At 59.9% G+C, this 23,734-nt stretch carries 18 protein-coding genes; 9 read left to right on the plus strand and 9 right to left on the minus strand.

What is annotated here, in order from left to right; all coding sequences use genetic code 11:
* Positions 1-32: 32 nt before the first annotated feature.
* Together NLN62_RS22945 and NLN62_RS22950 are read right to left on the minus strand one after the other, a co-directional pair.
* On the minus strand, positions 33-749 hold the full coding sequence (locus NLN62_RS22945) for a response regulator transcription factor (protein WP_254110302.1): 717 nt from the start codon (positions 747-749) through the stop codon (positions 33-35).
* A gap of 2,019 nt (positions 750-2,768) precedes the next feature.
* Positions 2,769-3,278: a hypothetical protein gene (locus NLN62_RS22950; protein WP_254110303.1), complete on the minus strand. Its 510-nt coding sequence runs from the start codon at positions 3,276-3,278 to the stop codon at positions 2,769-2,771.
* A gap of 465 nt (positions 3,279-3,743) precedes the next feature.
* On the opposite strand from NLN62_RS22950, the gene NLN62_RS22955 reads away from it, so the two are divergent.
* The 3 genes from NLN62_RS22955 (at position 3,744) to NLN62_RS22965 (ending at position 7,905) form a co-directional block, all read left to right on the plus strand.
* Entirely contained in the window at positions 3,744-4,451 is a 708-nt protein-coding gene (locus NLN62_RS22955; protein WP_371933015.1) for an ArdC family protein, read from the plus strand.
* Positions 4,452-4,702: 251 nt separating this feature from the next.
* Positions 4,703-6,124 (plus strand): site-specific integrase, encoded by a 1,422-nt coding sequence (locus tag NLN62_RS22960; RefSeq protein ID WP_254113471.1) that lies wholly within the window; start codon positions 4,703-4,705, stop codon positions 6,122-6,124.
* Positions 6,125-6,201: 77 nt separating this feature from the next.
* Positions 6,202-7,905, plus strand: coding sequence for a hypothetical protein (locus tag NLN62_RS22965; RefSeq protein ID WP_254108996.1), 1,704 nt, complete (start codon positions 6,202-6,204; stop codon positions 7,903-7,905).
* 23 nt (positions 7,906-7,928) lie between these two features.
* On the opposite strand, the gene NLN62_RS53545 is transcribed toward NLN62_RS22965, so the two are convergent.
* Together NLN62_RS53545 and NLN62_RS53550 are read right to left on the minus strand one after the other, a co-directional pair.
* Positions 7,929-8,594, minus strand: coding sequence for a hypothetical protein (locus tag NLN62_RS53545; RefSeq protein WP_371932982.1), 666 nt, complete (start codon positions 8,592-8,594; stop codon positions 7,929-7,931).
* An 18-nt stretch (positions 8,595-8,612) separates the two neighbouring features.
* Complete coding sequence (locus tag NLN62_RS53550; RefSeq protein WP_371932981.1) at positions 8,613-8,840, minus strand: hypothetical protein; 228 nt, start codon at positions 8,838-8,840, stop codon at positions 8,613-8,615.
* On the opposite strand from NLN62_RS53550, the gene NLN62_RS53555 reads away from it, so the two are divergent.
* From NLN62_RS53555 to NLN62_RS22990, 5 genes are all read left to right on the plus strand, one after another.
* Positions 8,835-10,064, plus strand: coding sequence for a hypothetical protein (locus NLN62_RS53555; protein WP_371932980.1), 1,230 nt, complete (start codon positions 8,835-8,837; stop codon positions 10,062-10,064). The genes NLN62_RS53550 and NLN62_RS53555 overlap by 6 nt on opposite strands.
* Before the next feature lie 350 nt (positions 10,065-10,414).
* On the plus strand, positions 10,415-11,320 hold the full coding sequence (locus tag NLN62_RS22975; protein WP_254108994.1) for an ArdC family protein: 906 nt from the start codon (positions 10,415-10,417) through the stop codon (positions 11,318-11,320).
* A complete protein-coding gene (locus NLN62_RS22980; protein ID WP_254110304.1) occupies positions 11,317-11,577 on the plus strand; it encodes a zincin-like metallopeptidase domain-containing protein in 261 nt (86 codons plus the stop codon). The genes NLN62_RS22975 and NLN62_RS22980 overlap by 4 nt, the downstream gene beginning before the upstream one ends.
* A 45-nt stretch (positions 11,578-11,622) precedes the next feature.
* On the plus strand, positions 11,623-12,858 hold the full coding sequence (locus NLN62_RS22985; RefSeq protein WP_254108561.1) for an IS701 family transposase: 1,236 nt from the start codon (positions 11,623-11,625) through the stop codon (positions 12,856-12,858).
* Between the two features lie 957 nt (positions 12,859-13,815).
* On the plus strand, positions 13,816-14,145 hold the full coding sequence (locus NLN62_RS22990; protein ID WP_254110305.1) for a hypothetical protein: 330 nt from the start codon (positions 13,816-13,818) through the stop codon (positions 14,143-14,145).
* A gap of 1,391 nt (positions 14,146-15,536) precedes the next feature.
* On the opposite strand, the gene NLN62_RS22995 is transcribed toward NLN62_RS22990, so the two are convergent.
* Together NLN62_RS22995 and NLN62_RS23000 are read right to left on the minus strand one after the other, a co-directional pair.
* Complete coding sequence (locus NLN62_RS22995) at positions 15,537-16,967, minus strand: hypothetical protein (RefSeq protein ID WP_254110306.1); 1,431 nt, start codon at positions 16,965-16,967, stop codon at positions 15,537-15,539.
* Between the two features lie 362 nt (positions 16,968-17,329).
* On the minus strand, positions 17,330-17,731 hold the full coding sequence (locus NLN62_RS23000; protein ID WP_254110307.1) for a CesT family type III secretion system chaperone: 402 nt from the start codon (positions 17,729-17,731) through the stop codon (positions 17,330-17,332).
* Positions 17,732-18,906: 1,175 nt separating this feature from the next.
* Between NLN62_RS23000 and NLN62_RS23005 the strand changes: the two genes are divergently transcribed.
* Positions 18,907-20,958, plus strand: a complete 2,052-nt coding sequence (locus NLN62_RS23005; RefSeq protein WP_305881675.1) for an HrpF/NolX family T3SS translocon protein — start codon at positions 18,907-18,909, stop codon at positions 20,956-20,958.
* 126 nt (positions 20,959-21,084) lie between these two features.
* Here NLN62_RS23005 and NLN62_RS23015 read toward each other — a convergent pair whose 3' ends face one another.
* From NLN62_RS23015 to NLN62_RS23025, 3 genes are all read right to left on the minus strand, one after another.
* Positions 21,085-21,411, minus strand: a complete 327-nt coding sequence (locus NLN62_RS23015; RefSeq protein ID WP_254110308.1) for a recombinase family protein — start codon at positions 21,409-21,411, stop codon at positions 21,085-21,087.
* Entirely contained in the window at positions 21,401-21,637 is a 237-nt protein-coding gene (locus NLN62_RS23020; RefSeq protein ID WP_254110309.1) for a hypothetical protein, read from the minus strand. The genes NLN62_RS23015 and NLN62_RS23020 overlap by 11 nt, the downstream gene beginning before the upstream one ends.
* Before the next feature lie 459 nt (positions 21,638-22,096).
* A complete protein-coding gene (locus NLN62_RS23025) occupies positions 22,097-23,653 on the minus strand; it encodes an AMP-binding protein (RefSeq protein ID WP_254110310.1) in 1,557 nt (518 codons plus the stop codon).
* Positions 23,654-23,734: the final 81 nt, after the last annotated feature.

The following is a 23,734-nucleotide window of genomic DNA, read 5'->3' on the forward strand; positions in this document are numbered from 1 at the left end:
ACGATCCGAACGTAGACGGTCGTCGCATACGCTTACGGGGACGGGCAATTTCTCCCGAGACCTCCAGCCTTCGATTTGGCTTGAAACCGAATTACGTTTGATCGGACGAGGCCTGGACGTGCCGTCGCAACGTCGGTTCTAATGCTATCGACGAGCCTCAGGACCTCTACGGGTGAACGAAGCTCCAGCTTTCGCATCATCCGCGCGCGATTGACCTTCACCGTCACCTCGCTGACCTTTAACTTGGCGGCGATCTGCTTGGCTAGTAAACCGTCCGCCACCAACGGCAAGATGTCGCGCTCCCGTGCCGTGAGACCGTCGACGCGTAGTCGGGCTTCGCGGGCGATGTGCTCGCGCTCGAGTCGGCCTCGGTCACGTTCCACGCCAAGCCGCACCGCATCGAAAAACTCCTGCTCGCGGAACGGCTTGGGCAGGAAGTCCACCGCCCCCCGCTTCATCGCTTCCGCGGTGACGCGAATATCCGAAACGCCGCTGATGAATACGATCGGAATCATGATGCCTGAATCGGCGAGTGTTTTCTGCAACTCCAAACCGGTTGGCGATGTGCCGGGGAAGCGAACGTCCAGCACCAGGCATGACGGACCATCTGAGAGATCCTCCGTCATGAATTCGTCAATCGAGCCGAACAGCCTCACCTGAAGTCCGGCATCCTTGCAGAGACCTCCAAGCGTACTCCTGATTTGCTCATCATCATCAATCACATAAATCGTTGTCGGGCTCGTATTCATGACCAAAAATCTCCTTGAGAAATTCATTTTGTCGCGAGAAGCGAACGGTGCCGGTTCCACGCGAAAAATCAGGCAATCATTCTAGTTCAGCGGCGTGACAATGCTGCGGGCGAGATTACAGTTGTTGGATTTCATTTCGGCCCTACAAGACGGGCGTTTTGATGGTCGGCAATCTGCTCACATAGGCCTTCCTGCTCAGTAAAAGCAAGCTGCTAAGTCTAGCTCCTGCTCGCGCCTTCGCAAAGAGGCTTTCCAATTGATCGAGATAGGGCCACCTCCGCGCGCATCGAAAACAGGCTGGCGTTCGAATTCAAAATCCAAACTGGCGAAGAACGGATACTGCGTTCGAAGTCTAGCAAATCGGATATCCAAATGGGACTGTCGCGCCCTCGGGTTTGAAGCAAAAAATAAATGCTGGACGAGATACCCGTTTCTTGGGGGAGTTTCTTCTCCAGCGGCCCGAGTCGATGGGCTAAATCGCTCCGCCACATGTGGTCCGCCACGTGTGGAATGACTCGAATGGCGAACGTGCAAGAGGTCCCTTCGGTGGCCTTCTTCACGCACGGTGACGAATAGCCGATAATCCGAAGACGAAGCGGAATGCGTCTATGCTTGCAGTATGGGACGGAGTTCGGACTTTGCAAGTGGGATCACCACTGCGCCCATCATATCCTGGCGAATTTTCATCTCATTGCCCGCTCTCTCGCGTCCAATGGCCATGCTCATCGGCTGACCTGACGCGGATATTCGTCCGCCGCAAGGGGCAGTCCCTCGCGCGCAGGCGCGCACCTCTCGGTGTGCGAGCGTCCGTCCCTCCGCGACTGAGGACGAAGTCATCTGTCCATCCCGCAGCCTCCGACGATGCGCCAGGCGCCGCCGAGCCGCCATACGCCGAGGATAGCTCCCCACGTCTGGCAGGCGATAATGGCCGAAGCACAGCTGAGGCCGGGGTAACTTGAGCATCGTGACGCGGCTCATAGCTCGTGGACACATCCGGCGCGACAACCATGTACTGAGTGCCCGGCTCGGCGCTCGATTGCGCCTGCTCGCGGCACAATTCTCGAAGGTGCCCCAACGCAGCCGGCAACTGGTGGTTCTTATAGTGTTCAGCATCCTGGGTCAGCGTATTGTCGTACAGGCGGCTAGCTATCGACCTCTTTTTTTGCGCCTGGAGCCAATTACTGAATCCGCGTAGAGCAGAAGCGTAGTTGCGGACAGTGGCTCGTTGCACAGGCAAGGGTGCCATCCTAAAGTCGGAAATAAGCCTCTCATCCTCAGCACACATCGCTTTGATGGGGCGGCCAGCGCGGCTGGTGATAAGATGCCCGACCGGCCTCCCGGCAACGACGTTTTGAAGACATGTCAACGCCAGCGAAAGAAGTTGCGGCGAAGAAGGCTTGAGGGTGCTCGTATAGACCTGCAAATCGGCATCCAGCTGGCTCAACCGACCGGCCATTGACTGCCTTCCAGTCTGGCGAAGCCAGACGCCGAACCTACTCGCTACGCTTTCCAGCGTCTCCCTGTAGTGTTTTTTGTGGTCTCTTTCGGTTTCTATTGCGAGTCTTGAAATGAGTTGCGCATCACTTTCGAAGAGCTGTTTCTGCTGGTCAGAGAACCTGCGGGCGAGAGACCTCTCATTGAATCCGGGAGTAAGACGCACGATCGCCCTCCCGGCAGCGACAGCTCGAAGGTGTTCTAACGTTACATCAAGAGCTAGTCGGTCAGAAACGCTGAGCGCGGTCGTATAGGCCTGCAAATCGCCATCCAGCTGGCTCAACCGACCGGCCAGTGGCGGCCTTTCAGTCTTGCGAAGCCATCCGCTAAACTTTCGCGCGACGCGACCCATCGCTAGCACGTAATGTTTGTCGAAGCCGCTTCTCCCGGCTTGCTTTGCGAAGAGAGCAATTAGTGCCGCATCAACGTCGTGGGGGCCCGGTTCTGGCTGGGCGGAAGAGCTACCGGATGAGCCGTACTTTTGCTTTTTGGGCGGCGGACTGTCCGTCATCGTCGATCCCTCCTTCAGAACTCACTGAGCGCGCAATCAGTCAACCACCATCCTATATCCGCCTTGGTGTGCAAATGATGATGATGAAGACGAGACGGAGTGTGCTCACCCTGATCGCCGCCGCCCAGCTTTGGTAGGTCCGCAATTCTACGATCTGTGTGAATGTGGGCCTGTCGGTGAATGGAGCCACCCCACCCCAGCCCAGCTGGCTGAAGCGCCGGCCAGGGATCGAAGTCGTCGCCCGCGATCGTGCGGGACTGTCGCCCTATCCTGATCAATTCACCCCCTCCCGCTTTTGGCGCTGAGGTGGAGAACTTGCTACGATCTGACTTCGGACGCGGGAGGTTGGCGTGGACCCAGACAAATTCGATCCATTCGTTCCAAAAAATTTTGATCCATTCGATCCAGGTTGGCATCAGGCGTACGCTGACACGGCGCAACATCAGGTAGGGCCGGCCACCCAAGGGGAGGTAGACCAGGTCGCGCACGAGGATTTTGAGCAGCACTTGACCGAAGAGCGCCAAGGCGGTGCTGCTCCTGTCGCAGGGGGCCCGCCGCGTTCAAACCCTTACTATCCTCATCTGTCCGATAACGACCAGAACCTCATCAGTTCGGCCCTCGAGGCCGGGGTTGTGTGCGGGAATCTAACGCGCGCACGGCTTCGCCGGTCGGGCTCTACGCCACCCGCTTGCGCGGGCGTCACCGAGCCCCGCGAGAGCGGGTCTCGGCCAGAGGTAACGATCCCTCGTGCAACATAGCCAGACAGCCTGCGGCTGACTTCATTTCATTAGATGCTTCAGGGCCTGCGGCCCCCCGACCGTCAAGCCCAGGCCCCATGAAGCCATGGGGCGGAAAACGGCGGGCCGTGTAGTCGCTGCGCTCCGGCCCGCACCAGCCCCGCTCGTTTTCCGGGCTGTGACGGCCGACCCCTGCTCATTGGCGCTGGCCTAGTTCCGGTTGCATGCGCAACCGGCAAAAAAGGCAGCACAATGAAAACCGATGTATATCAGAAGATCACCGATGAGATCGTGTCCGCGCTCGAGAAAGGCGTGCGCCCATGGCATCAGCCATGGAAAGCCGAGCATGCCGCTGGTCGCATCTCACGGCCCCTGCGCGGCAACGGCATTCCCTATCAGGGCATCAATGTTCTGATGCTGTGGTCCGCCGCCATCGATCACGGCTACAGCGCGCCCATCTGGATGACGTTCAAGCAGGCCTTAGAGCTCGGCGCGCACGTCCGCAAAGGCGAGAGCGGTACGCTTGTGGTCTACGCCAACAAGATCATCCGCAAGGAAACCGACGCCGAGACCGGCGACGAAGCCGAACGCGCCATTCCCTTCATGAAGGGGTACGCTGTGTTTAACGTTGAGCAGATTGAAGGCTTGCCGCAGCATTTCTACGGCCAGCCGGAAAAGCCGAGCGAGACTGTCGAGCGCATTGCTCACGCTGAAGCGTTCTTTGCGGCAACTGGCGCGAACATTGTCCATGGCGGTAGCCGCGCTTGCTACGTGCCGTCGACCGACAATATTCACATGCCCTGCATCGATTTCTTTTGTGATGCAATCAGTTACTATGCGACGCTCGCGCACGAATGTACGCATTGGACGAAACACGAAAAGCGCCTCAATCGCGATTTTGGTCGCAAGCGCTTTGGTGATGAAGGCTACGCGATGGAAGAATTGGTAGCGTTATCTTGACAGTCTGCACCGACTCTCAGTGTCTTGCTGACGTCGATGCAACAGGACCGACGGAGGCGATAGGTCGTGTCGCCACTTGTGTGTAGCTCGGTAGAGCAAAGCCGTCCGCACGCGCGCCATCCAATAGCGCCGTAGCGGGCGGACGGCTTTGCGGTGGTCACCGCCGGCCGCAGCGCTCCCACATAGCTGGCCGCGGCCGGCCTGGATAGCGCCGGGCAAGCTGAACGCCTTCGTTGATGCTGGTTCCCCGGATGGGGGTCCGGGGGAAGGTTGAACTTGTGGACAAGGTAACGCCGGCTTCGAACATCACCATTCAGGAGCGCCGATCAGCAGACGGGCTTGATGCCCACGTCCCCATGATCCTCCGGGACGGGGTGCTCTACGATCCTGATCTGGAGCGTTTCTTCCGTGATCTTCCTCTCAATGGCGTTCGCTCGCGGCACTCCCTTCGTGCATACGGCTATGACGTCCTCGTCTGGGTCCGCTTCCTTTCGGAAGCCTGCGGCAAGTCCGTATGGCAAGGTGACCGTCGCGACGTCCTTGCCTACCATCGAGTTCGTCGCCGGGCCGAGGCTGGCCAACGTATCTCCGCGGCTTCCTGGAATCGATCTGTTGCCTGTCTCGATCGTCTCTATCGCTGGGGTGTTCACGAGGGCTTGGTCTCTGAGGCGCCGTTCACGCACCGCTCCATTTGGAGGCAAGCATACGGCGGCCGGCGAGCGCAGATTACGGCACGCAACGACGCCTATGAGCCGGCTGCACGTCGAGCGGATGTCAGCTTTGTCACGCTCGATGACTACCGCATATTTCGGGACGTCGGCCTGAGAGGGTTGCTGCCGGATGGCGGAACGCGTCCCGGCGCCCGCGACCGCAACGGCATTCGCAATGCGTTGTTTTCCGATCTCCTTGTCACGACAGGTCTTCGGCTGGAGGAAGCCTCCTTTCTGTTTGCATCCGACCTTGCTGCCGTCGACCGGCGAACAGCTCGACAGGTGTGGCTCGATCTGCCGGACGCGATGACCAAGGGTGATCGTGGTCGCCAGATCCTTCTTTCCGGTCGACTGCTTGAACAGGCGCGAGCCTACATTGCGGTTGAACGTGCTCATGCGGTCACGAAGTTCCGGCGACGCTCCGGCTGGCAATCGTTCGAACGTCCGATCTTCGTTCACAGGGAGCGGTCAGCCTCCCGATTGCGGTTGCTCGACCGGAGCGACATCGCCCTTGATCTGCTCAGCCCTGAAGAGCGCAGCAAGATTATCGTCTGCGATGACGACGGTACACCGAGCGAGCCGGCAGTGCTGTGGCTCACAGAAGTCGGATTTCCGGTTCAACCGAACTCCTGGGAAGTGATCTTTGCCCGGGCATCCGAGCGGTGCAGGTCTCTAGGCTTTTCGATCAACATCACCCCGCACCAGCTCCGCCATACCTTTGCCGTGCATATGCTTGCGATGCTGATCCAGCATCGGCTGCGCGATGCAGCTTTGGCCGCCGGATCGATGGAGGGATATCGGCAGATCCTCGGCGATCCCTTGCAACAGGTCCAGCGCCTCCTTGGCCACGCCAGCCTCGCAACGACCTACATCTATCTCGATCATATCGCTTCGCGCGCCGATACCGTCGATGCCGCCGTCGAGGAGTTACTGGCGCTGCTTCCCTCGGAGCACTCGTTATGAGGCGGCGGCCGCGGAAGGGAACTCCAGTTCGTTTTGCGCCCGCAGATGGTGTCGTCCCGGCTCATGCCGGTGACCAGGTGCTCGGCCTGCGCTTCAACATCGAGGCGTGTTATGGTGGGATCGTCGAAGTCGATCTCACCAACCTGCGTCCGCGAGCACTCGCGATAGCCTTTGCCGGCGCTGTCCGCCGACAGGCCGAACTCGGCGGTGCGTTGGGAGCGCGCAGCACCATCAAGCAGCACATTGCCGCATATCGCCGGTTTTTCGCGTATCTGAGAGACCACTCTCATGCCACGAAGCCAGCCGAGCTTCGGGCGCAGGATATCGACGGATTCGAAGCCTCCCTTGAGGCCGCCGGCATGACGCCGATCCACCGGCACACGGTCCTCGCGAAGGCGATTCTTGCGCTGCGCTCCATCGATATAGATCAACCCGCCCTTCTCGATGAGGGGCTCCGCCGTCGCCTGAGCTACACGAGCGCGCAATCCGCAGGTCGTTCGCAGCCCCGCGACGCATATAGCCCGTTCGTCGCTCGTCAGCTACGTGACGCGGCTCGGGCCGATATCGGCAAAATCTTCCGGCGTATCGGCCGCCCGCTCGACGAAGCGGGTGATTCCAACCTCCGCAGTGCGGTTGCCGATGTTGAAGCCAGGATTGCCGCAGAAGGCAAGATCGATCACTCCGACCTCGCCTTCAAACGCCTGTACTTCATGCGCCTGCGACGTGGCCTGCCGGTCTCCAGCTTTTCCGAGGACGTCCATAACCGCCATCATTTGCTCGCATCCGATCTGCCGCCCTTGCTGACGTTCCTGTCATTGGAGACAGGGCTCGAGATCGAATGCTGCAAGACGCTGACCATCGACTGTTTACAGAACCCCGGACCCGGCACGATCGAGATCAGCTACATAAAGCGTCGCGCGCGTGGCGCCGAGCAGAAGCGTCTGCGAGTTCGTGATGGCGGCCTCGGCACGCCTGGCGGACTGATCCGCAAGCTAATCGAAGTGACAGGCTTCACCAGGCGCTTCCTTCCGGTCGAGTCTCTCTGGGTCTATCACTATAAAGGACGAGGACAGTTTCGGTCCGGCATCGATCACCCGCACCAGTTGGTGGATAACTGGGTCGCTGGACACGGCATCATCGACGACGATGGCCGTCCGCTTCACCTCATTCTCTCTCGGCTTCGCAAGACACATAAGGCGCTCTGGTATCTCAAGACCGAAGGGCACATGGCGCGCTTTGCCGTCGGCCACACGCCGGAGATCGCCGCTCGTCACTATGCGGATATTCCGTCATTGCGCCCATTGCATGAAGCCACCGTCGCCGAGGCGCTTACGGAAGTTGTCGCGGCGGCAGGACCGATCGTTTTATCACCCGACAATGAATCTCTTTGGCGCCAGGGTGCTGATGTCCCCGTGCAGACCATTAGCGTGCCGGCGCTCCTGGATGGAGATCAGGACGTTTGGCTCGCGGCGTGCTCGGGTTTCCAGAACAGTCCCTTTGCTGAAGCAGGTTCGCCCTGTCCGCAGCCATTCTGGGGTTGCCTGGAATGCCGCAACGCAGTCATCACCGCTCGCAAGCTACCCGCGATCCTTGCGTTTCTGAACTTTATCGAGGGCGAGCGGGCCGGGCTCTCTGCTGCCGACTGGAGCATCAAGTTCGGTCGTGCGCATGCGCGCATCACCCAGCAGATTCTGCCCGTCTTCTCCGAAGGTTTGATCGCCCAAGCTCGCAGCGAGGCTACCCAACAATCTCTCTATCTTCCGCCGGAGGTGCGGCCATGAGCAAAGTTGCCCTCGCTCCAAGCCTACAGGAACTGGATGACCGGCCGGTCCTCGCTTCTGCCCCGCTGAAGAAGGACTTCGATCGGAGCTGCCTGTCTCGCTATGGCGACGCAAGCTGGGATCTCGGTCCGGCCGTATTCCGCGAGAACGCCCGTCGCTGCCATGTCACCGTACATTTCCGGTCGGTCGAAGACGTCGGTACCCGCGAAGCGATCCGGGAGTTCCTCTATGCCCGGCTCAACGTCGACCTTCCTGGTCATCGCAAGAAGCTCCCACCTGCCTGTGTCCGGCAGATATTCAACAGGGCGCGCCGTTTCTTCGAGTTCGTCCGCGGCGAACTCGGCGCTGTCGATCTCTCGCGGGTCGATCAGCAATTGCTCGACCACTATGCCCGCCATCTCCAGACCGATTGCAGCCGACGGCCTGTCATTGTTGGTCACCTTCTCGAAGTGCCGGTCGACCTCTATGCTTTTCGCGATCATCTTCTCTCCGGAGGGCTGCGGTTCCAGCCATGGAGCGGACGCGCTCCAGCCCGCGTCGCTGGTTATCGCCACGTCCGCGAGAACCGCACCCCACGGATGCCGGAAGAAGTCATCGCGCCACTGTTGGCCTGGTCGATCCGCTACGTCACCGAGTTTGCGCCCGATATCTTCGCCGCCCGCGACGAGCTTGATCGGTTGGAGGCCCATTGCGCTAAGCTTGTTGGATCAGACCAGGTCCTCGACCGCAAACAGCGCCGTGACAGACAGCGCCGGTGTCTCACGGACTACTTTGAGCGGCGCCGGCGTGAAGAGCGCGGTGTGCCGATCTGGGGGACTGCTCACAATGGCACCATTTGGCGGCATCCAGAGACAGGTGACGTATCGCCTCCTGTCAACTCGCACCTGCTTCATCTCCATATTGGGATCGATGCCCGCGCAGAGTCCAGGATGCATATTCAACTTGCGAGCGGAGCGCCGGACCTGATCGATGCAGCCATACGCGAACTCGGCGTTGAGACCGGCGGCATGGACACCTGCATCTCTCTTCTGCCGGAGACCGGTCGACCGTGGCGACCCCGTTTCGACGCCAAGACGCTCGCCCAAGAAGAGCGGATGCTGCAATCAGCGGCCTATGTCCTGTGCGCCTATCTGAGCGGCATGCGCGACTGCGAAGTTCAAGCAATGCAGCGCGGGTGTCTCTCCATTAACCGCAGCGAAGATGGTCTGCTCATGCGCCACCGCGTCCGATCGGTCGCCTACAAAGGCAAGTCGAGCCATGGCCAAGCGGCCGAATGGATCACGATCGAACCCGTCGCCAAAGCCGTCGAGGTATTGGAGCGCCTGTCGTTCCCGGCGGCAACCGCCCGCGGACTCACGACACTCTGGCCGGTCCTAGCCGCTAAATCCGTGTGCAAGGATCACCTCTCTGCCGAGATCGTGCGGCAGCTCAATCTTTATCGCGATCACCTCAATAAGCTGTTCGGCACGGTTAACGAGCCGGTTATTCCCAACAGCCCCGAAGGCAAGCCTTGGCGCATCACAACACGGCAATTTCGCCGAACGATCGCGTGGCATATCGCCAACCGTCCCTTCGGCACGATCGCCGGCATGATCCAGTATAAGCACGCCTCCGTCGCTGCCTTCGAAGGCTATGCCGGCTCCAGCAAGTCCGGCTTTCGCGCCGAGGTCGAGAGCCAGCGTGCGCTTGGGCAACTCGATGATCTGCTGGTTTACTTCGATGAGCGACAGACTGGCTCGACGCTGTCCGGACCAGCGGCGCCGCGCATATCAAAGGCGCTTGATGCTGCGGCGGCAGAACTTGATCCCCTTCCAGTCATGATCGCAGATCGCGCGCGGCTTCGCACGATGCTCGCCAGTCTCGCGCGCACATTGCACGTCGGGGTGCTCGCCGATTGCTTCTTCGATCCCGGGACCGCCCTATGCCTGAAGCAGGCAACCAACGCCGACAACAAGACGCCGCTGACGGCGCTTTGCCAACCAACACGTTGTCCAAACGCCTGCATCACCGCCAGACACCGGCCAGCATGGGCGCGTTCCGCAGATGAGGCGAGAGCCGTCCTTAAAGAGAAGCGATTGTCCTCGCTACAGCGCTCCGCTCTGCAACAGGATCTCGCGCGCATCGAGGCTGTCCTCGACGATATCGATCGCGGCAACTGACGTCAGAACTCCAGGCCTGATGTTGTGGCCGCGCCGGATGGCTCTCGTCGGCGTCCGTCCCGGCATAGTCGGAGCGCGCGATGCCCCGCACGGCCGCGCAACGGCTGATCGCCGTCCTCCGCTGTCGCTTCGGCTCTGCGAGTGCGCGGTCGCGCTCTCGGGCATCGCAGGTGGCTGCTCCGCCGCCGGGGACGGACCCCGGCCGAACGGGAGCACCCATCATGATGAGACAGCACAGAACCAAAGACGGCCGCCCTGTCGGGCGGCGGGAGAGGACGAGGAGGGCCGGAATCGGGCGGCCGGTTGAGGGAGTGAGAGAGGCTTGCTCCGCCGGCCGCGGAGATTCTCCCATGTCCCATACCTCGAGTTCGGCGGAGCGCGCCGATGTCTACACCCGCATCACCGCCGAGATCGTCGCCGCGATCGAAGCTGGCGCCGGCGAATGGCGCATGCCCTGGCATCACGACGGCACCGCCATCACCCGCCCTCAGAACATCTCGTCAGGCAACCGATACCGTGGGGTCAATGTGCTCGCACTCTGGATTGCTGCGCAAGCTCATGGCTACGCCAACGGCCTCTGGGGAACCTATCGGCAGTGGCTGGCTGTCGGTGCGCAGGTGCGCAAGGGCGAACAAGGAACGACGGTTGTTCTGTGGAAGCAGGCAAAGGCGGCCATCAACGACGATGCAGACGACGGTGACGATGACGCTCGTCGCCGCGTCTTTGCACGCGCATTCACGGTGTTCAATGTCGCCCAAGTCGATGGCTACGAACCGCAGGTCGTCGAGAAGCTTCCAGAGAGCGATCGCCTCACTCACGTCGGCGAATTCATCGATGCGCTGAAGATCCCTATCGTCACCGGCAATTACAATGCGCACTACCGCATCGACCTCGACACGATCTTCATGCCGGAATATGCGGCGTTCACGAGCCCAGCCGCCCAAGCCGGCACATTAATACATGAGGCAGCTCACGCCACTGGCGCAAAGCACAGGCTCGACCGGAACTTCCTGGAACGGTTCAAGCGCGATTGGCTGCCGATCGAAGAGGCGACCGCCGAATTGACCGCTTCATTCATTCTGGCAGATTTGGCGGTCGCCCATCATCCCAGGCCCGATCACGCGGCGTACGTGGCATCCTGGTTGCGCCTCCTCAAGGACGACCCTCGCGCCATCTTCACCGCCGCCAGCAAGGCTCAACAGGCGGCTGATTGGATGCACGCCCAGCAGCCTCGAACCGAGGAGATGGCCGCATGATCAGCACCATCCCCAACGGAGTAAAATTTCAAAAGGGGGCTGGACTGTCAGGATATATCGCAGAACTCGGAGCGGCCTTTCTCGCTGCGGATCTCGGCCTTACGCCGGAGGTGAGGGAGGATCATGCGTCCTATATTGCCTCGTGGATCAAAGTTTTGAAGCACGACAAGCGCGCAATTTTCACCGCATCGTCCCATGCGCAGCGCGCGGCCGATTTCCTGCATGGATCGCGGCAGGAGGAGTGCGCTGCGGCTTAGCATCACAGTTGCGTTTTTCGCGGAGTTCTGAATCCATGGGCAACCATGATTCGAATGTCGTGGGCGCGGGCCGCGTCGGTTGAGGAGACGCTTGCGTTGTGGGCGGCGTCGCTTCGAGAGATCAAGCAGCGGATACGTCCGTTGTTCACGCAAGAGCGTGTTGCGACGAATGCGGGTCTGTTCCTGGAAGGTCTGCTCGGAGATGAGCAGCGCAAGACCGGTTGGATGCGCGCGGAGGCGGCAGGCGATCCTGGCCCATGGCGGCAGCAGGCGATTCTGGGTCGTGGGGATTGGGACGCCGATGCCCTGCGCGATATCGTGCGCGACTATGTCATCGAGCATTTGGCGGATGACGATGCGGTGCTGGTGATCGACGAGACCGGTTTTCTCAAACAAGGCAAAGCGTCATGCGGAGTGGCGCGGCAATACACTGGTTCGGCAGGGAAGATCACGAACTGCCAGATCGGCGTCTTCGCTGCCTACGTTTCGCGTCATGGCCATGCGTTCATCGATCGCGCGTTGTATCTTCCGAAGGAATGGACCGACGATCCAGATCGTCTGGAAGCCACCTATGTGCCTGCTGATGTCGGCTTTGCGACCAAACCAAAGCTTGCGACGAGAATGATCGCACGCGCGATAGCCGCGTCTGTACCATTCAAGTGGGTTGCCGGTGATACCGTCTACGGTGTTGGCAACATCGAACAGCAACTACGTCGGGCAGGCAAAGGCTACGTGCTTGGGGTCAGCAGCGCTCATGTGTTTCGATCCTGGGGCAAGCGACCGCCGGTCGCCGGTACGGCTGCAGACCTCGCCCGGACGCGACGCTCATCCGACTGGAAGCGCCTGTCGGCGGGAGCCGGAACCAAAGGACCGCGGCTGCACGATTGGTGTTATCTCGAGTTGGCCGATCTCGAGGCCGAGCAGTTCAACAGTGCAAATGACGGCTTGTGGACACGCGGTCTACTGATCCGTCGTCGCATCGCCGATGATGACCTCGCCTTCTTCACCACCTGGTGCCCAGCGGGAACCGCCATTGAAACGCTGGTCGCGGTCGAAGGCCATCGATGGGCGATCGAGGACAGCTTTGAAACCGCGAAAAACGAGCTCGGGCTCGATCACAACGAAAGCAGATCCTGGCATGGCTGGCACCGTCACGTGTCCTTGGTGATGCTCGCCTTCGCCATAATGGCCGCGATCCGACATCGCGCTAACCCGCCACCGCCCAAAAAAACGAAACGGCGCCCCCCGGCAAAAGCCAAAGCGCAACCACCCCACCGCTGATCCGTTGGTCAATCCAGGAAATCCGCCGAATTGCTATCAGACTTGCTCGAAAGCGGATTCAACCCGCACACATCATCGCATGGTCTTTCTGGCGCAGAGCTCACCAGGCTGCCGCTCAACGCGCCCACTTCAAATCAAAACAGCAACTGTAATGTTAGGCGGGGAGGGCGTCTGCCCCTACCGAAGCCCCTGCTCACCGGCGCAGCGCAAGGCTGCGCCGGTGATGCTTGTCTGCCCGGACGCTTGCTGGCGCGTACGGATCACGATGCTGGTACGTTTGCGGAGATGATCCATAACCTTGCGCAATTCGTGGCACCTGCGACGGCGTCGTCGAAGCCGAGATCATCGGGTATCTCAGCCGTCCTCGCACTTGAAGCATCGCCAGACTGGTGGGCCCTTGTCTCTTTGCGGCGAGACCAAGGTCATCGCTTGCTTGCAGCGGGGGCACATAGGGATCGAGGCTGATCGAGACATGTTGCAGTGCGTTGCACAGCTAAGCCGAAGCCGGATTAGTCGGGGGCTCGGACGGTGACAATGATGAAGCTAATTCACTCTGCGGCTTTGACACAGGCTCACCATGAGCCCTTTCCGCTAGCCGCTCAGCGAATTCGAGTACTTGTTTGCGTTCGGCCTCATCGCGTATGCGTAGAAATGCCCGTACCAGCCGAAGCCCCTGCAACTCAAGCAAGCCGGTTGAACAGTTGCCGTTCATAGTTGAAGTCCTTGCTACGATCGGCTTCTCTAGGCATTTCCGCGTCAGATTGCAACGATAGTTCTGGGCCGCTGCAGGTTGCAGACTATTTCTTGTTTTGCTGCCCGATCTCAGTCAGCGACACGGGACGAGCCCAATGAGTTGGAGTCTCGCACTGAAAAGGTCCATCGTCGCTTCAAGCCCGACACATGAGAGCGCTCGAATCGGCCGTAGCGCGCCACGAACAGTCCACTACGATTGCCTGCATGAAGGAATCAAAGACGCAGCTTGAACTCATCGGTTGTTATGACTGCGGGACGCCGGTCGCCTTTTCGGCCGTCGCTTGCCCTACATGTGGGTCGAGCGAGCCGCTCGGGCCTTACGTGCATAGTCCGCGAGAATTGAAGCTGCACCGGATTGAGGAGAAGAACGACCAGACCTTGATGAGCATGACGCTCTTGTGTTGTGGGATCGGACTCTTCCTCGGTGCGTTGATCGGAGGGATTTGGGCGGCCTTCGGCTATGGCCTGGTTGGCGCGATCATCGGAGTGCCGGCCGGCTTCATCATCAATGTGAGCCGGCGGATATTTGGCTGAGAGCCGCCGCTTCTACAATGTACGATCTTGATGATCTGGTGGTCCGAGAAGCCCTGGGGCCAAACCGACGTTCAGGCAACTATCTAGCCTGGATGACGGAGGAGGTTCGTCAGCGATGGGCGGCCTTCGTGCCCGAGGGGCGCCTTGCGGATTTTTTGAGGGGCTGTCGCCATCCGACTTTTCAGCATTTTCTCCAGGATGCCTCGCAAAGATCGCCGAAGATCTATCCGCCTACGTCGAACTATCGCGGCGTTGGGACGGAAAGCCACCTACCAAGGCCAGTAATTGATCCGCAAGAAAAGAACACGTCAGATATGGGTTATGAGCGTCGTGCTCGACAAAGGTTCGGGATGCTAAATCAACCGCAATCTGTCCTCATCAACGACATTGATCGACTGGCTGACCCGTCGCTCGCAGTAGTGCTCCGCGTTCAGATCTGCTGCAGCTGCAATCTCATCCTTTCTCATGGAAGCGCATGATGGCTTGCTGATGGACCCGGTGTGGCGACGGTTTGGGCACAGCTCTTGGTGACCCCGCAGGGGTCCGCCCCTCCTACGGCATCGATCTCGACGTCCGGAACAAGGGCTTGCGGCGTCTCACCGCAACTTTGAAAACATAGAACTGACATTCTAGGATTAACAGGCGCCACCAACACGAGAGGGCTATGGTGTCCGAAATTCCGAGCTATGCCATTATCCTAGTGGCAGGAGTCGGTTCGCGCCTGCGTCCTTTGACCGAGATTCGACCATAGCCATTAATCGAAGTGGTTGGTATCCCGATCTTGCGCAACGCTCTCCGCAATCTCGCGGCTCTTGGCGTCGCCGAAACGACGGTCGTAGTCGGGTATCGCAAGGATGACATCATAGCGTCGTGCGGCGATACATTCGGAAAAATGAACATCAGCTACGTCGAATCTTCACACTTCGATCATACCGGGAGCGTCCATTCGCTTTGGCTTGCACGCGAGACCTCTCGTAAAAGGCGACATATTCTTGCTAGGGGGCGATGTCTTTTTCGAGAGTTCCGTTCTTACTCGGATGCTCGATCATCGGGGTGATGTCGCAGCGATCGACATCTTCAATGAAACGATGACCGGATCGGCCGTGATTTCCGGAGCGGAAGGACCCCTCAAGTCGAAATCGTTGATCCAGAGAGCCCTTTCGATGATATCGCGATCTACTAATAATCCATCTGCGGCAAGAGATCATCAAGCGACGCGGCCGCACGCAGCCGATCCACCTTCTGTCGCCACCTAAATGGGCACCAGATCGGCTTTCCAAGCCGGGCCGGCAAAGGGGGATTGGGATTGGCGGCCATTATCCTGCGACGCGCTGTCCCGCGGACTGTCTCTCCCGACGCGCGAACCGGCCTGCCCGTTTAGCGAGGACATCTCACCGATGTACGCCGCCAGCTGACCCGCGGGGCTGCAGCCTAAGTTCCGGGGCGAGCATAACGTTACCGCCTAGCGGACCGTCTATGGTCGCCGCTCCACTCCCTGGCTCCATGTAGACCGTGTAGATCTGACCGTGGATCCGCAAATTTGTGCTCTCAAGCGGTGTCCTCGGCACGTCGCCCCTTCTGATCAGAGCGCCGATCAGGAAAGGCGGAGCCCGGTCGCGGCGATGCTCCCAGCCCAGGCCGACGAGGTGCCCGACCTCCCCCGAGGATTGACCCACGAAACTCGGAGCAGCCTCACCAGACGACGATGGCCCACGGATGTCTGGCGGCGGAGCATTCAAATCCCGACGCGACGGGAGTTCCGTACCTTCTTGCCGCACCGTAGGTGAAACCCCGCTGCTGCCTGCAGTTGGCGGCACACCGACCGGCGGCGGCGCCTCGGGATCACTGGAGAGCCTACTGGCACCACGGCCACGACTGGCGTTTTCGGCTTGCCAGGTCAGTTCGCGCAAATGCGTTCCGGCAGCCAGCAGTCCAATCCATGGCAAACGCAATTCCTTGGGCACGACATTCGAGATTTCTCCAACAAGTTGCCGACCGACGGCACGTTGTGTCACCCGATCGATTGCATCAATCTTAGTGAGCCTTGACGGCGGATCTGCCTCGACAGCGGTCTCCTCAGCCAGACGACCACGCCAAATTCCTACGGGCCTGTCGGGCTCGGCAAGACGAGCAACTCCGGAGGTAAAGGCAACGTCGACGGCCTCGGCCGCAGCGGACATTGCCGGCCAGCGGAGATCGGAGCTTCCAGCGTGGTCGATGTCGTTGCGTTCTCGTACCCTGTGTTGTACTGCCCAATTCGAGCCGTATTCTAGGATACTGGCCGCGAATCCTGGCCAGCTCACCAGGGCATCGTGCGAAACAAGCTGGAAGACATAAGCAACGAAGTTTGCGACCTCACGGGTGTAGCAGTAGGCTGTGTTGGCGTTGGACAGAATCACGGCTTCGTAGGCCTTGACCTTGTCCTTCGATGAGCTTCGAAGATGCGAAAGAGCACTTATGCCGGTGTGCGCCGCGACGCCGAATGTTACGACGGCCGCTGCCACGCTGGGTAACAGACGCGAGAGCTGGCTTGCGGGCACGTTGGGCGTTCCCGCGACCGAGAATGCCGACGATTGCGCTGACCGCTCACCGCGAAACCCCGTCCAATAGGCTTCCGCATTGCCTCTCCCCCGCCAGGCGTGCAAGCCCGCTCTTGCACCCGCGACCAAACCCATCGCCAGGTTGACTGCGGCATGTGCCGCCATCAACGTATCGTTGACCTCCCGTGGATCTTTCGGGTGATTGGAAAGTGCGTGCACCGCCGCCTCACCGAGGCGACCAACAAAGGTCTCGAACGCACCCTGTGCTCCGTTCGCGCCCAATAGCGCGGCCGTCCACCCCCACCATTGGGGCCGGCCGCTCGGGAGAGCATCTTGATGCTCCGGCCATGCGTCCTCAGCAGGTGGCGGCGCGGCGCCGTCCTGAAGTAGCGACTCTACCCGCCCCGCAGCATCCTCTTCTGCGGCAAGCGGGCTTCCAGCCTCTGACGTCCCCACACTGACAATGTCACTCGTCATGGACAGTTGTTCAGATGTGCTTTCGTGCGTTCGGCGCTGGTCATCGGTCAGCGTGGGCGGTCCGCTGGCGTTGTCTCGATCCCAAACGCGCGAAGGCGTTGGATCGCTTGTGCACCGGCCCTGAGTGACCGGCGCCGCTGCACGGTCCGCCACATTTGAATTGCCAGTCATCGCGCCCCGCTCCGCCCGTCCCGCCAGGCTTTGGCCTGCAGCGCCAGCGCATCAAGCAACGGCGCGAACGTTGGCGGGTCGATCTGCGCAAACTCGAACTTCTGACCTAAGACAAGGTGTCGACTCGACGGATTGACGAAGAACAGCGGCGCGCCGAGCAGGAAGTTCTCAAGGTTTCGGGATAGTGCAAGTCTGACCAAGTCATGCTCGGCGACCGTTGAAACCATGCCTGCGTCGAGTAGCACGGCAGCTATGTCGTGCAGCTCCCCGCATGGATGGACGAATGTGCAGACAACGTCGTGCACGATTAGCGTTCGATCCCGGGCGAAGTCACCAACATCGTCCAGACTCATTACATCGGAATAGTGACTAAGCCACTGAAAGAACGTGCGTGCCACAAGCGAGCATCCACATCAGTCATTTTCACTTTAAATCTTGCACGTCTCAGGCGTGTGACGTGCCAATTGCATCGACGCTCACGGCTCCCTCGAAACCAGCGGACCAGTGAGGCCATCGGTGCGTAGCCCCATGATGAAGGTCGATGTTTTCAATGGCGAGCGCTAGCCGCGCTAGCGCGCGCCCTTGGCGGTGGTAATCTGGTCGTCGCCGCGCAGATGACACTCTCTCCCAACTTGGTGTAACCGAAAACTTGTCGGCTCGCTTCTGCGAGCGGCGGCACGAATGTTGGCGTTATCCTCGGTTGAGCGCCAGTTAAGAGAATCGCATGACGCAAAATGGATAGAATCAATGTGGCGCCCATACAAAATTGGTGACCCTGTTGGTGTTTCAACAATAAGCCGCTGTGATGAGGCGCTGAAATTCGCTTATTCCTGATCAAACCTTACGTATCGGAAATTGGTGCTCGACTTCGCGACGGCTAAGCGAGATGCAACAACATGCGTTCGGTCAACTACCAAAACTGGTAGGCGATTTAGAAGACGGAAGCATGCTGACCAGACACGTCGAGAGCACGCTGCAGCTTCCGGCAAAACTCCTAGATTTGCCATCGTCATTGGTGGATCGCTTTCAGACGCGTCAGCTTCTTGAAAGCTAGCCTCCCTAACATGAGAGCCTGGGTCGCTAGACGGTGCTGTCGCCTATTGACCGTAACGGAAATGAACGTCGGGCCTGGCGCGCAGGACATGGTGGCGACATTTTTGGTGAGCCGACAGGCAGTGGGCCAGGTCCCGGTCAACATTTCCATCAGGTCTTGCGTGTTGTTCGTCGTGAACACGGCGGCGCCGCAAGACGCACTTGCGACGGTCATCAATGTCACATCCGGGGATGCACCATGTCGTTCAGTAACCTTTCGCCAGCCAGTTGCGGAAATCAGCCTCAGCCGGCGTTTACACCGGGGCCACGTTGGCTCTGGGACCTTCTGCGCAGACACCGGGCCTGACCCAGCAAAGCGCATTTTCGAACTTTGGATTGCGAGACAGTTGAGAGTGAGCGCCTTACGAAATGAACAGTCACTCAAAGGTCGACGTAACCCAAAAGTTCGGCATCCTTCTGGCCGATAGGTTGGACTCGGGCTCCTCAAACGACCTCCACCCTCACATCCGGGTATAGTGCTATGCAGCTCAACACCTCTTTGTCATCCGCCAGTGCGGTTCCAGCTCTGTTCGTGCTTGCTCGGGGAACCACGGCCGTGGGTCCTTCCGTGCAGCCGCCCGGCCAGCAAGGCGACCCCTTCGAGGCCATGTTGTCCAGTTGCGCGCGGGAAGCCAAATCCGAGCTGCCGTCCCCACCACCGGAGCTGCTGGACCCAAAGCTACCTGTGCCGGAGGATCCCTTGGATCTGCTGCCGGCGAATGTGAAGGCGGCGGTTAAGGCCGCGGAGGAGGGCGTTCCCGCACCGGAAATGTCGAACGTCACGTGGAATGGTGGCACGCTGACCAATGCCGAGTTGGAGATCGTGGCAGCGCTGAACCGGCACAAGGACCTATGGGACCTATGCACGACACAGGGTTTGGGTGGGCTGGAGCGCATCAAGAACAGTCCCTCCCTGCCACAAGATCTGAGGGCAGCGTTCGAGGGATTGTGCCAGGATCCCGGGCTATTCCAAGCAATCCACACAAGCCTGATCAACAAAGACAAAGTCATCTCGTCGCGCCTCCCGTACTTTAGGAATGTGAACACGGGCAACGATCTGTCTGAGTTCTGCCGCCATCATCCGCAGGTTGCCGCCTTCCAGGAGCAGCAGGAGAACAGCTACGAGCAGAACTACATCCCCTCCGACGGTTCCGGAAATGGCCAACCGTCAGTCATGACCGTGAACGACGCAATGCGCGAGCTTTACCGGTATTCCGACTACCTGCCCAAGAACCTGAGCCTGGCTGATTTCCAGCAGATCGTCGACGGCAACGCGCATACTGGCAAGAGCCCGCCGCAGGTGATCGCGGCGGCTCAATACTTCCTCGACCACCCGGATGCCTGGAAGCAGCTGTACGGTGGTGCGATTGATCAGGTCCACAAAGAGGATTTCCTTCAAGTCGCTTCATCGTCGATGGGCCTCACGCAAACCGAGCTGAACACGCTCGACACGATCAACAAGAATCAGGGCGCCTTCTTTGGAGGCGGCGTGCTGACCCGGGACAAGCTGGCGAGCATGGCCGAGGACAAGAGTCTTGATCCGAAGGTACGGCAAGCGGCGTCGCAGCTGCTCTCGGATCCGCTATTGTTCGCACTGCTGAACAATTCGATTACGGGCTACAAGACCCATCACAAGTTCTTCGACTTCGGTGGCGGACATAGGGTCGATTCCGGTAACATCAGCAACAACGACTTCACGAACTTCTACCGCAACATGTCGGCTGCGAACCGCACCGTTCAGCAGACCAAGACCCATATTCCCAAGACCGCGGCCGAGCAGTCCGCGGTCGCGGACATGATGATGGGCGTGGCCGACCAGCCCGATATCAAGTCTGTGAAGAAGAACGGCGGAGCGCTCATGCACGCAATCGACGACGTGCTCATTGCTGGATCGAAGACGCTTGCCTGGGCCGCCAAAAAGGTTGGCGTGCTCGACTTCATTCCAGTCCTGGGCCAGTGTTTCGGCCTTACATCCTTGACCCTCGAATGCGAGTCGGCAGCGGCGAATCTTCTCCACACCGCCGTTAACGGAGACAATATGAAGCAGGCGATGAAGCAGGGGCTCAACGACGCGAAGGCTAGACTCGATCACATGCTCGCTGCTCAATCAAAGGCGCTTGACTGGGCCGCCACAGCGGTTGGCACGCTCGGCTTCATTCCGGGCCTGGGTGAATTGGCCGATCTTGCATCAATGGGCCTCGAATGGGAGTCGCAAGCGGCGAATATTCTTCACGCCGCCATTAGCGGAGGCGATATTACGCAGGCGCTCGAAGAGGCCGGCTTCAGTGACGTGGCGCAGGTGGTGGGCTGTATCGCCGGCCCGGAGGTCAAACTCGCGATGCGCGAGGGGCTAGCGAAAGAGCTAATTGAACGAGCCGCGAATGCCGGAGTCGACTTGGCGGTCTCGGAGGCGCAATCCTATGCGGAGGACTATTTGAACAACCTGAAGGAGCACCTCGAGGCCGGTCCCATGCCAGCCGGATACGCGCCGAGCCAGGTTGGCACGACGGCATCGTCGCAGAAGGTGGCCTGACGGGCGCACTTGCAGTCCTCGACGTGGAGGGCTGCGCACTGCTGATGGTTCAGGTTAACTCGCTGTGAGGGAGAAAGCGCGAGAGCGTTAGCTTTCCTCGCGTCGAACCTGAATTGGCGTTCGCGTTCAAGTCGTCCGTCGGCTGTGCCAGTCCCGGCTATTGCGGGCGAAGCGCGAGACCTCCCGCGCACAGACTGCGCCGACCTTGCCGAGGCAGACTTCGGCCACCATCCGCTCGAAGCCCGCGCGTTGGACGCTGCCGGCTGCGGAACGTCCAAGATCATCGTCGATCACCTCGATCTTGGACCACCCCAGCGCCGTCAATCGGTCGCGCATCGCGTATTGCAACGCGCTGCTCTCACGATTGTGCAAAACCCGATGGGCGGAGGACTGGCGCACATAGAGGATCGCCTTGCGCTCATGGTGGTGAGGGCGGACCTTGTCACTGATCATGACCGTCTTCTCTCTTCGCGAGCGTTGCGCTCAGCCGCGTATGGTCCAGCACCAGCTGCGTCATTAGGTTCACCAGCGCATCCTGCGCCTCCTTCGGCAGCTCCCGCCACTCTGGAACCCCAACGGCGCTGTGCGCGATGCCACCCGCGAACAGGTCCATCTGATGCATGCCGAACCGCCGGTTGCGCCGAACCGGGTTCGCCGATATCGCCGTCCTGCTTGCCATGAGCCTCTCCCCGATTCTGGTCGTGAGAGACTCCGCATGCACCGGAAAGCGGCTCATTCAATGATGATGCCGCGCTCTTGACCGCTAAATCGAGAAGCGCCGACAACGCGTTGAGCGCTTCCTGGCTGACAAAGGGTTCTGCCGTTAGGCTGCAACCGCGAGCACATGCCGCGCGGTCGAACATCCAGGATGGGATCTCCAGAAAACGCTGCGTCTCCGATCCATCCAGCGTGCAGCGGAAAACAACGCCGTCCGCCTTGTCGATCACGGCATGGACGAAAACCTCGCGGCCTGCCCAAGGGTGAAGCGGTGAAGCCGGTACAGAACCTCACGGCATACGGTCCCGTGGGCGTTCTCAAGCCTTGTTGTACAATTGCCGCCGTCCACATTCGAGCCTTGACGGCAGCACACCGGATCAAGCCTACTTCACCTCGCTGCCGCTCCGCACGGCAGCCTAAACTAACCGACCATGCGATCGCGTCCTGTCCAGAAGTTCGCTCGTAGAATCTTCTTGTCGACTTTTCCGACGCCGGTCATCGGCAACTGTTTGACAAGCTGGACTTGCTTCGGCGCATGAGCAGAGCCTTTGCGTGATTTGACCAGGTTGATCAGCTCGTCCGGACTGGGGTTTGAGCCTTCGCGCGGAACGATGATCGCGGTGACTGCCTCTCCCCACTTTTCGTCGGGAATGCCCACCACCGCGACCATCGCGACATCTGAATGCTCCGACAGGACGTCTTCAATCTCGCGTGGGAAGATGTTGAGACCACCGGAAACGATCATGTCCTTCTTGCGATCAAGGATGAAGATGTAACCACGCTCGTCTTGGCGAGCGATGTCGCCGGTATGCAGCCAGCCGTTTTTCAGCGTTTCGGCCGTGACGTGGGGCTGTCTCCAGTATTCCGCCATCACATGCGGTGCTCGAACGCAGATTTCGCCCGCTTCGCCCGTTGCCACCTCTTGATTGTCGTCGTCAAGAATCTTGACGTCGCACGATGATATCGGGAAGCCGCAGGACAAAAATAGCTCCGGCGTCTTCGGATCGTGATCGGCTTTTCGCAGCACCGAAACAGGATAGCACTCGGTCTGGCCATAAAGCTGAGAGAAGACAGGTCCGATCCGCTCGATGCCTTCGATCAGGCGGCTCGTGGACATCGAGGATGCGCCATATAGCAACAGCTCCAGTGATGAAAGGTCGGTTCTGGAAAGCGCGGGATGATCGAGTAGCACATAGATCATGGTCGGCACGAAGAGTGTGAAGTTGATACGCTCACGCTGTATCGTCAGCAGCACAGCTTCCGGATCGAATCCTTTCAGCAAGTGAACGGTGCCGCCAGTCATCAATGTCGGAAGGACCTTGGTTCCCGCGACATGGCTGATCGGAGCGACGGCAAGATACCGAGCTGCCTCCGGAATCTCGAAGTCGGCCAGGATCGCGCCGGCAAAGCCGCCATATTGGCGGTGGTATCGAAGCGCTCCCTTCGATCTCCCTGTGGTCCCGCCCGTGTAGTTGAGAATTGCGATGTCGTCGGGTCCGGCGAAGCTGCGCGGGGTGGCGTGTCCTGCGGCTTCGGCGGCCTTCAGTAGATCGGTACCGTATTGGGCGCGACCTATGGTAAACACCGCTTTCAGGCCGGCGGCGCTCGCCGCGAGCTCGCCGCCTCGATCGTGGAACGCAGCCGCGTCGACTACCAGTATCGCGGACTCTGAGTCCTCAAGCTGAAATAGTTGATCTTGAAGGGAGCCGAGCGGGTGCAGCCAAGTAATGCCCAACCTGGCGAGCTGCGCCGCGACGCCCGCGCACCACATGTCCGCCCGGTTGGCGGTCAGGAGTGCGACGCGCGATCCTGGAGGCAGATTCATCTGCATAAAGACGCTCTGCATGCGTCCGATCAGGTCGAAAGCGCCTCGATAGCTCAGTGTCCCCTCCGGACAGCTAAAGGCTGTTCGGGAGGGGTAGCGTGCGAGCGCCCGCAGGGTTTGCTCGCAGACCGTAGGGAAAGCGTGGAGTGACATGTTTCCACCTCGTCTTGGTTGTTTCTTTTCTGGCCCTGCTCATCCAAGGAAGCTGGGCGAAGTCTTCGTTTGCGGGGCGCG

The organism is Bradyrhizobium sp. CCGUVB23, assembly GCF_024199885.1.
Lineage (GTDB): Bacteria > Pseudomonadota > Alphaproteobacteria > Rhizobiales > Xanthobacteraceae > Bradyrhizobium.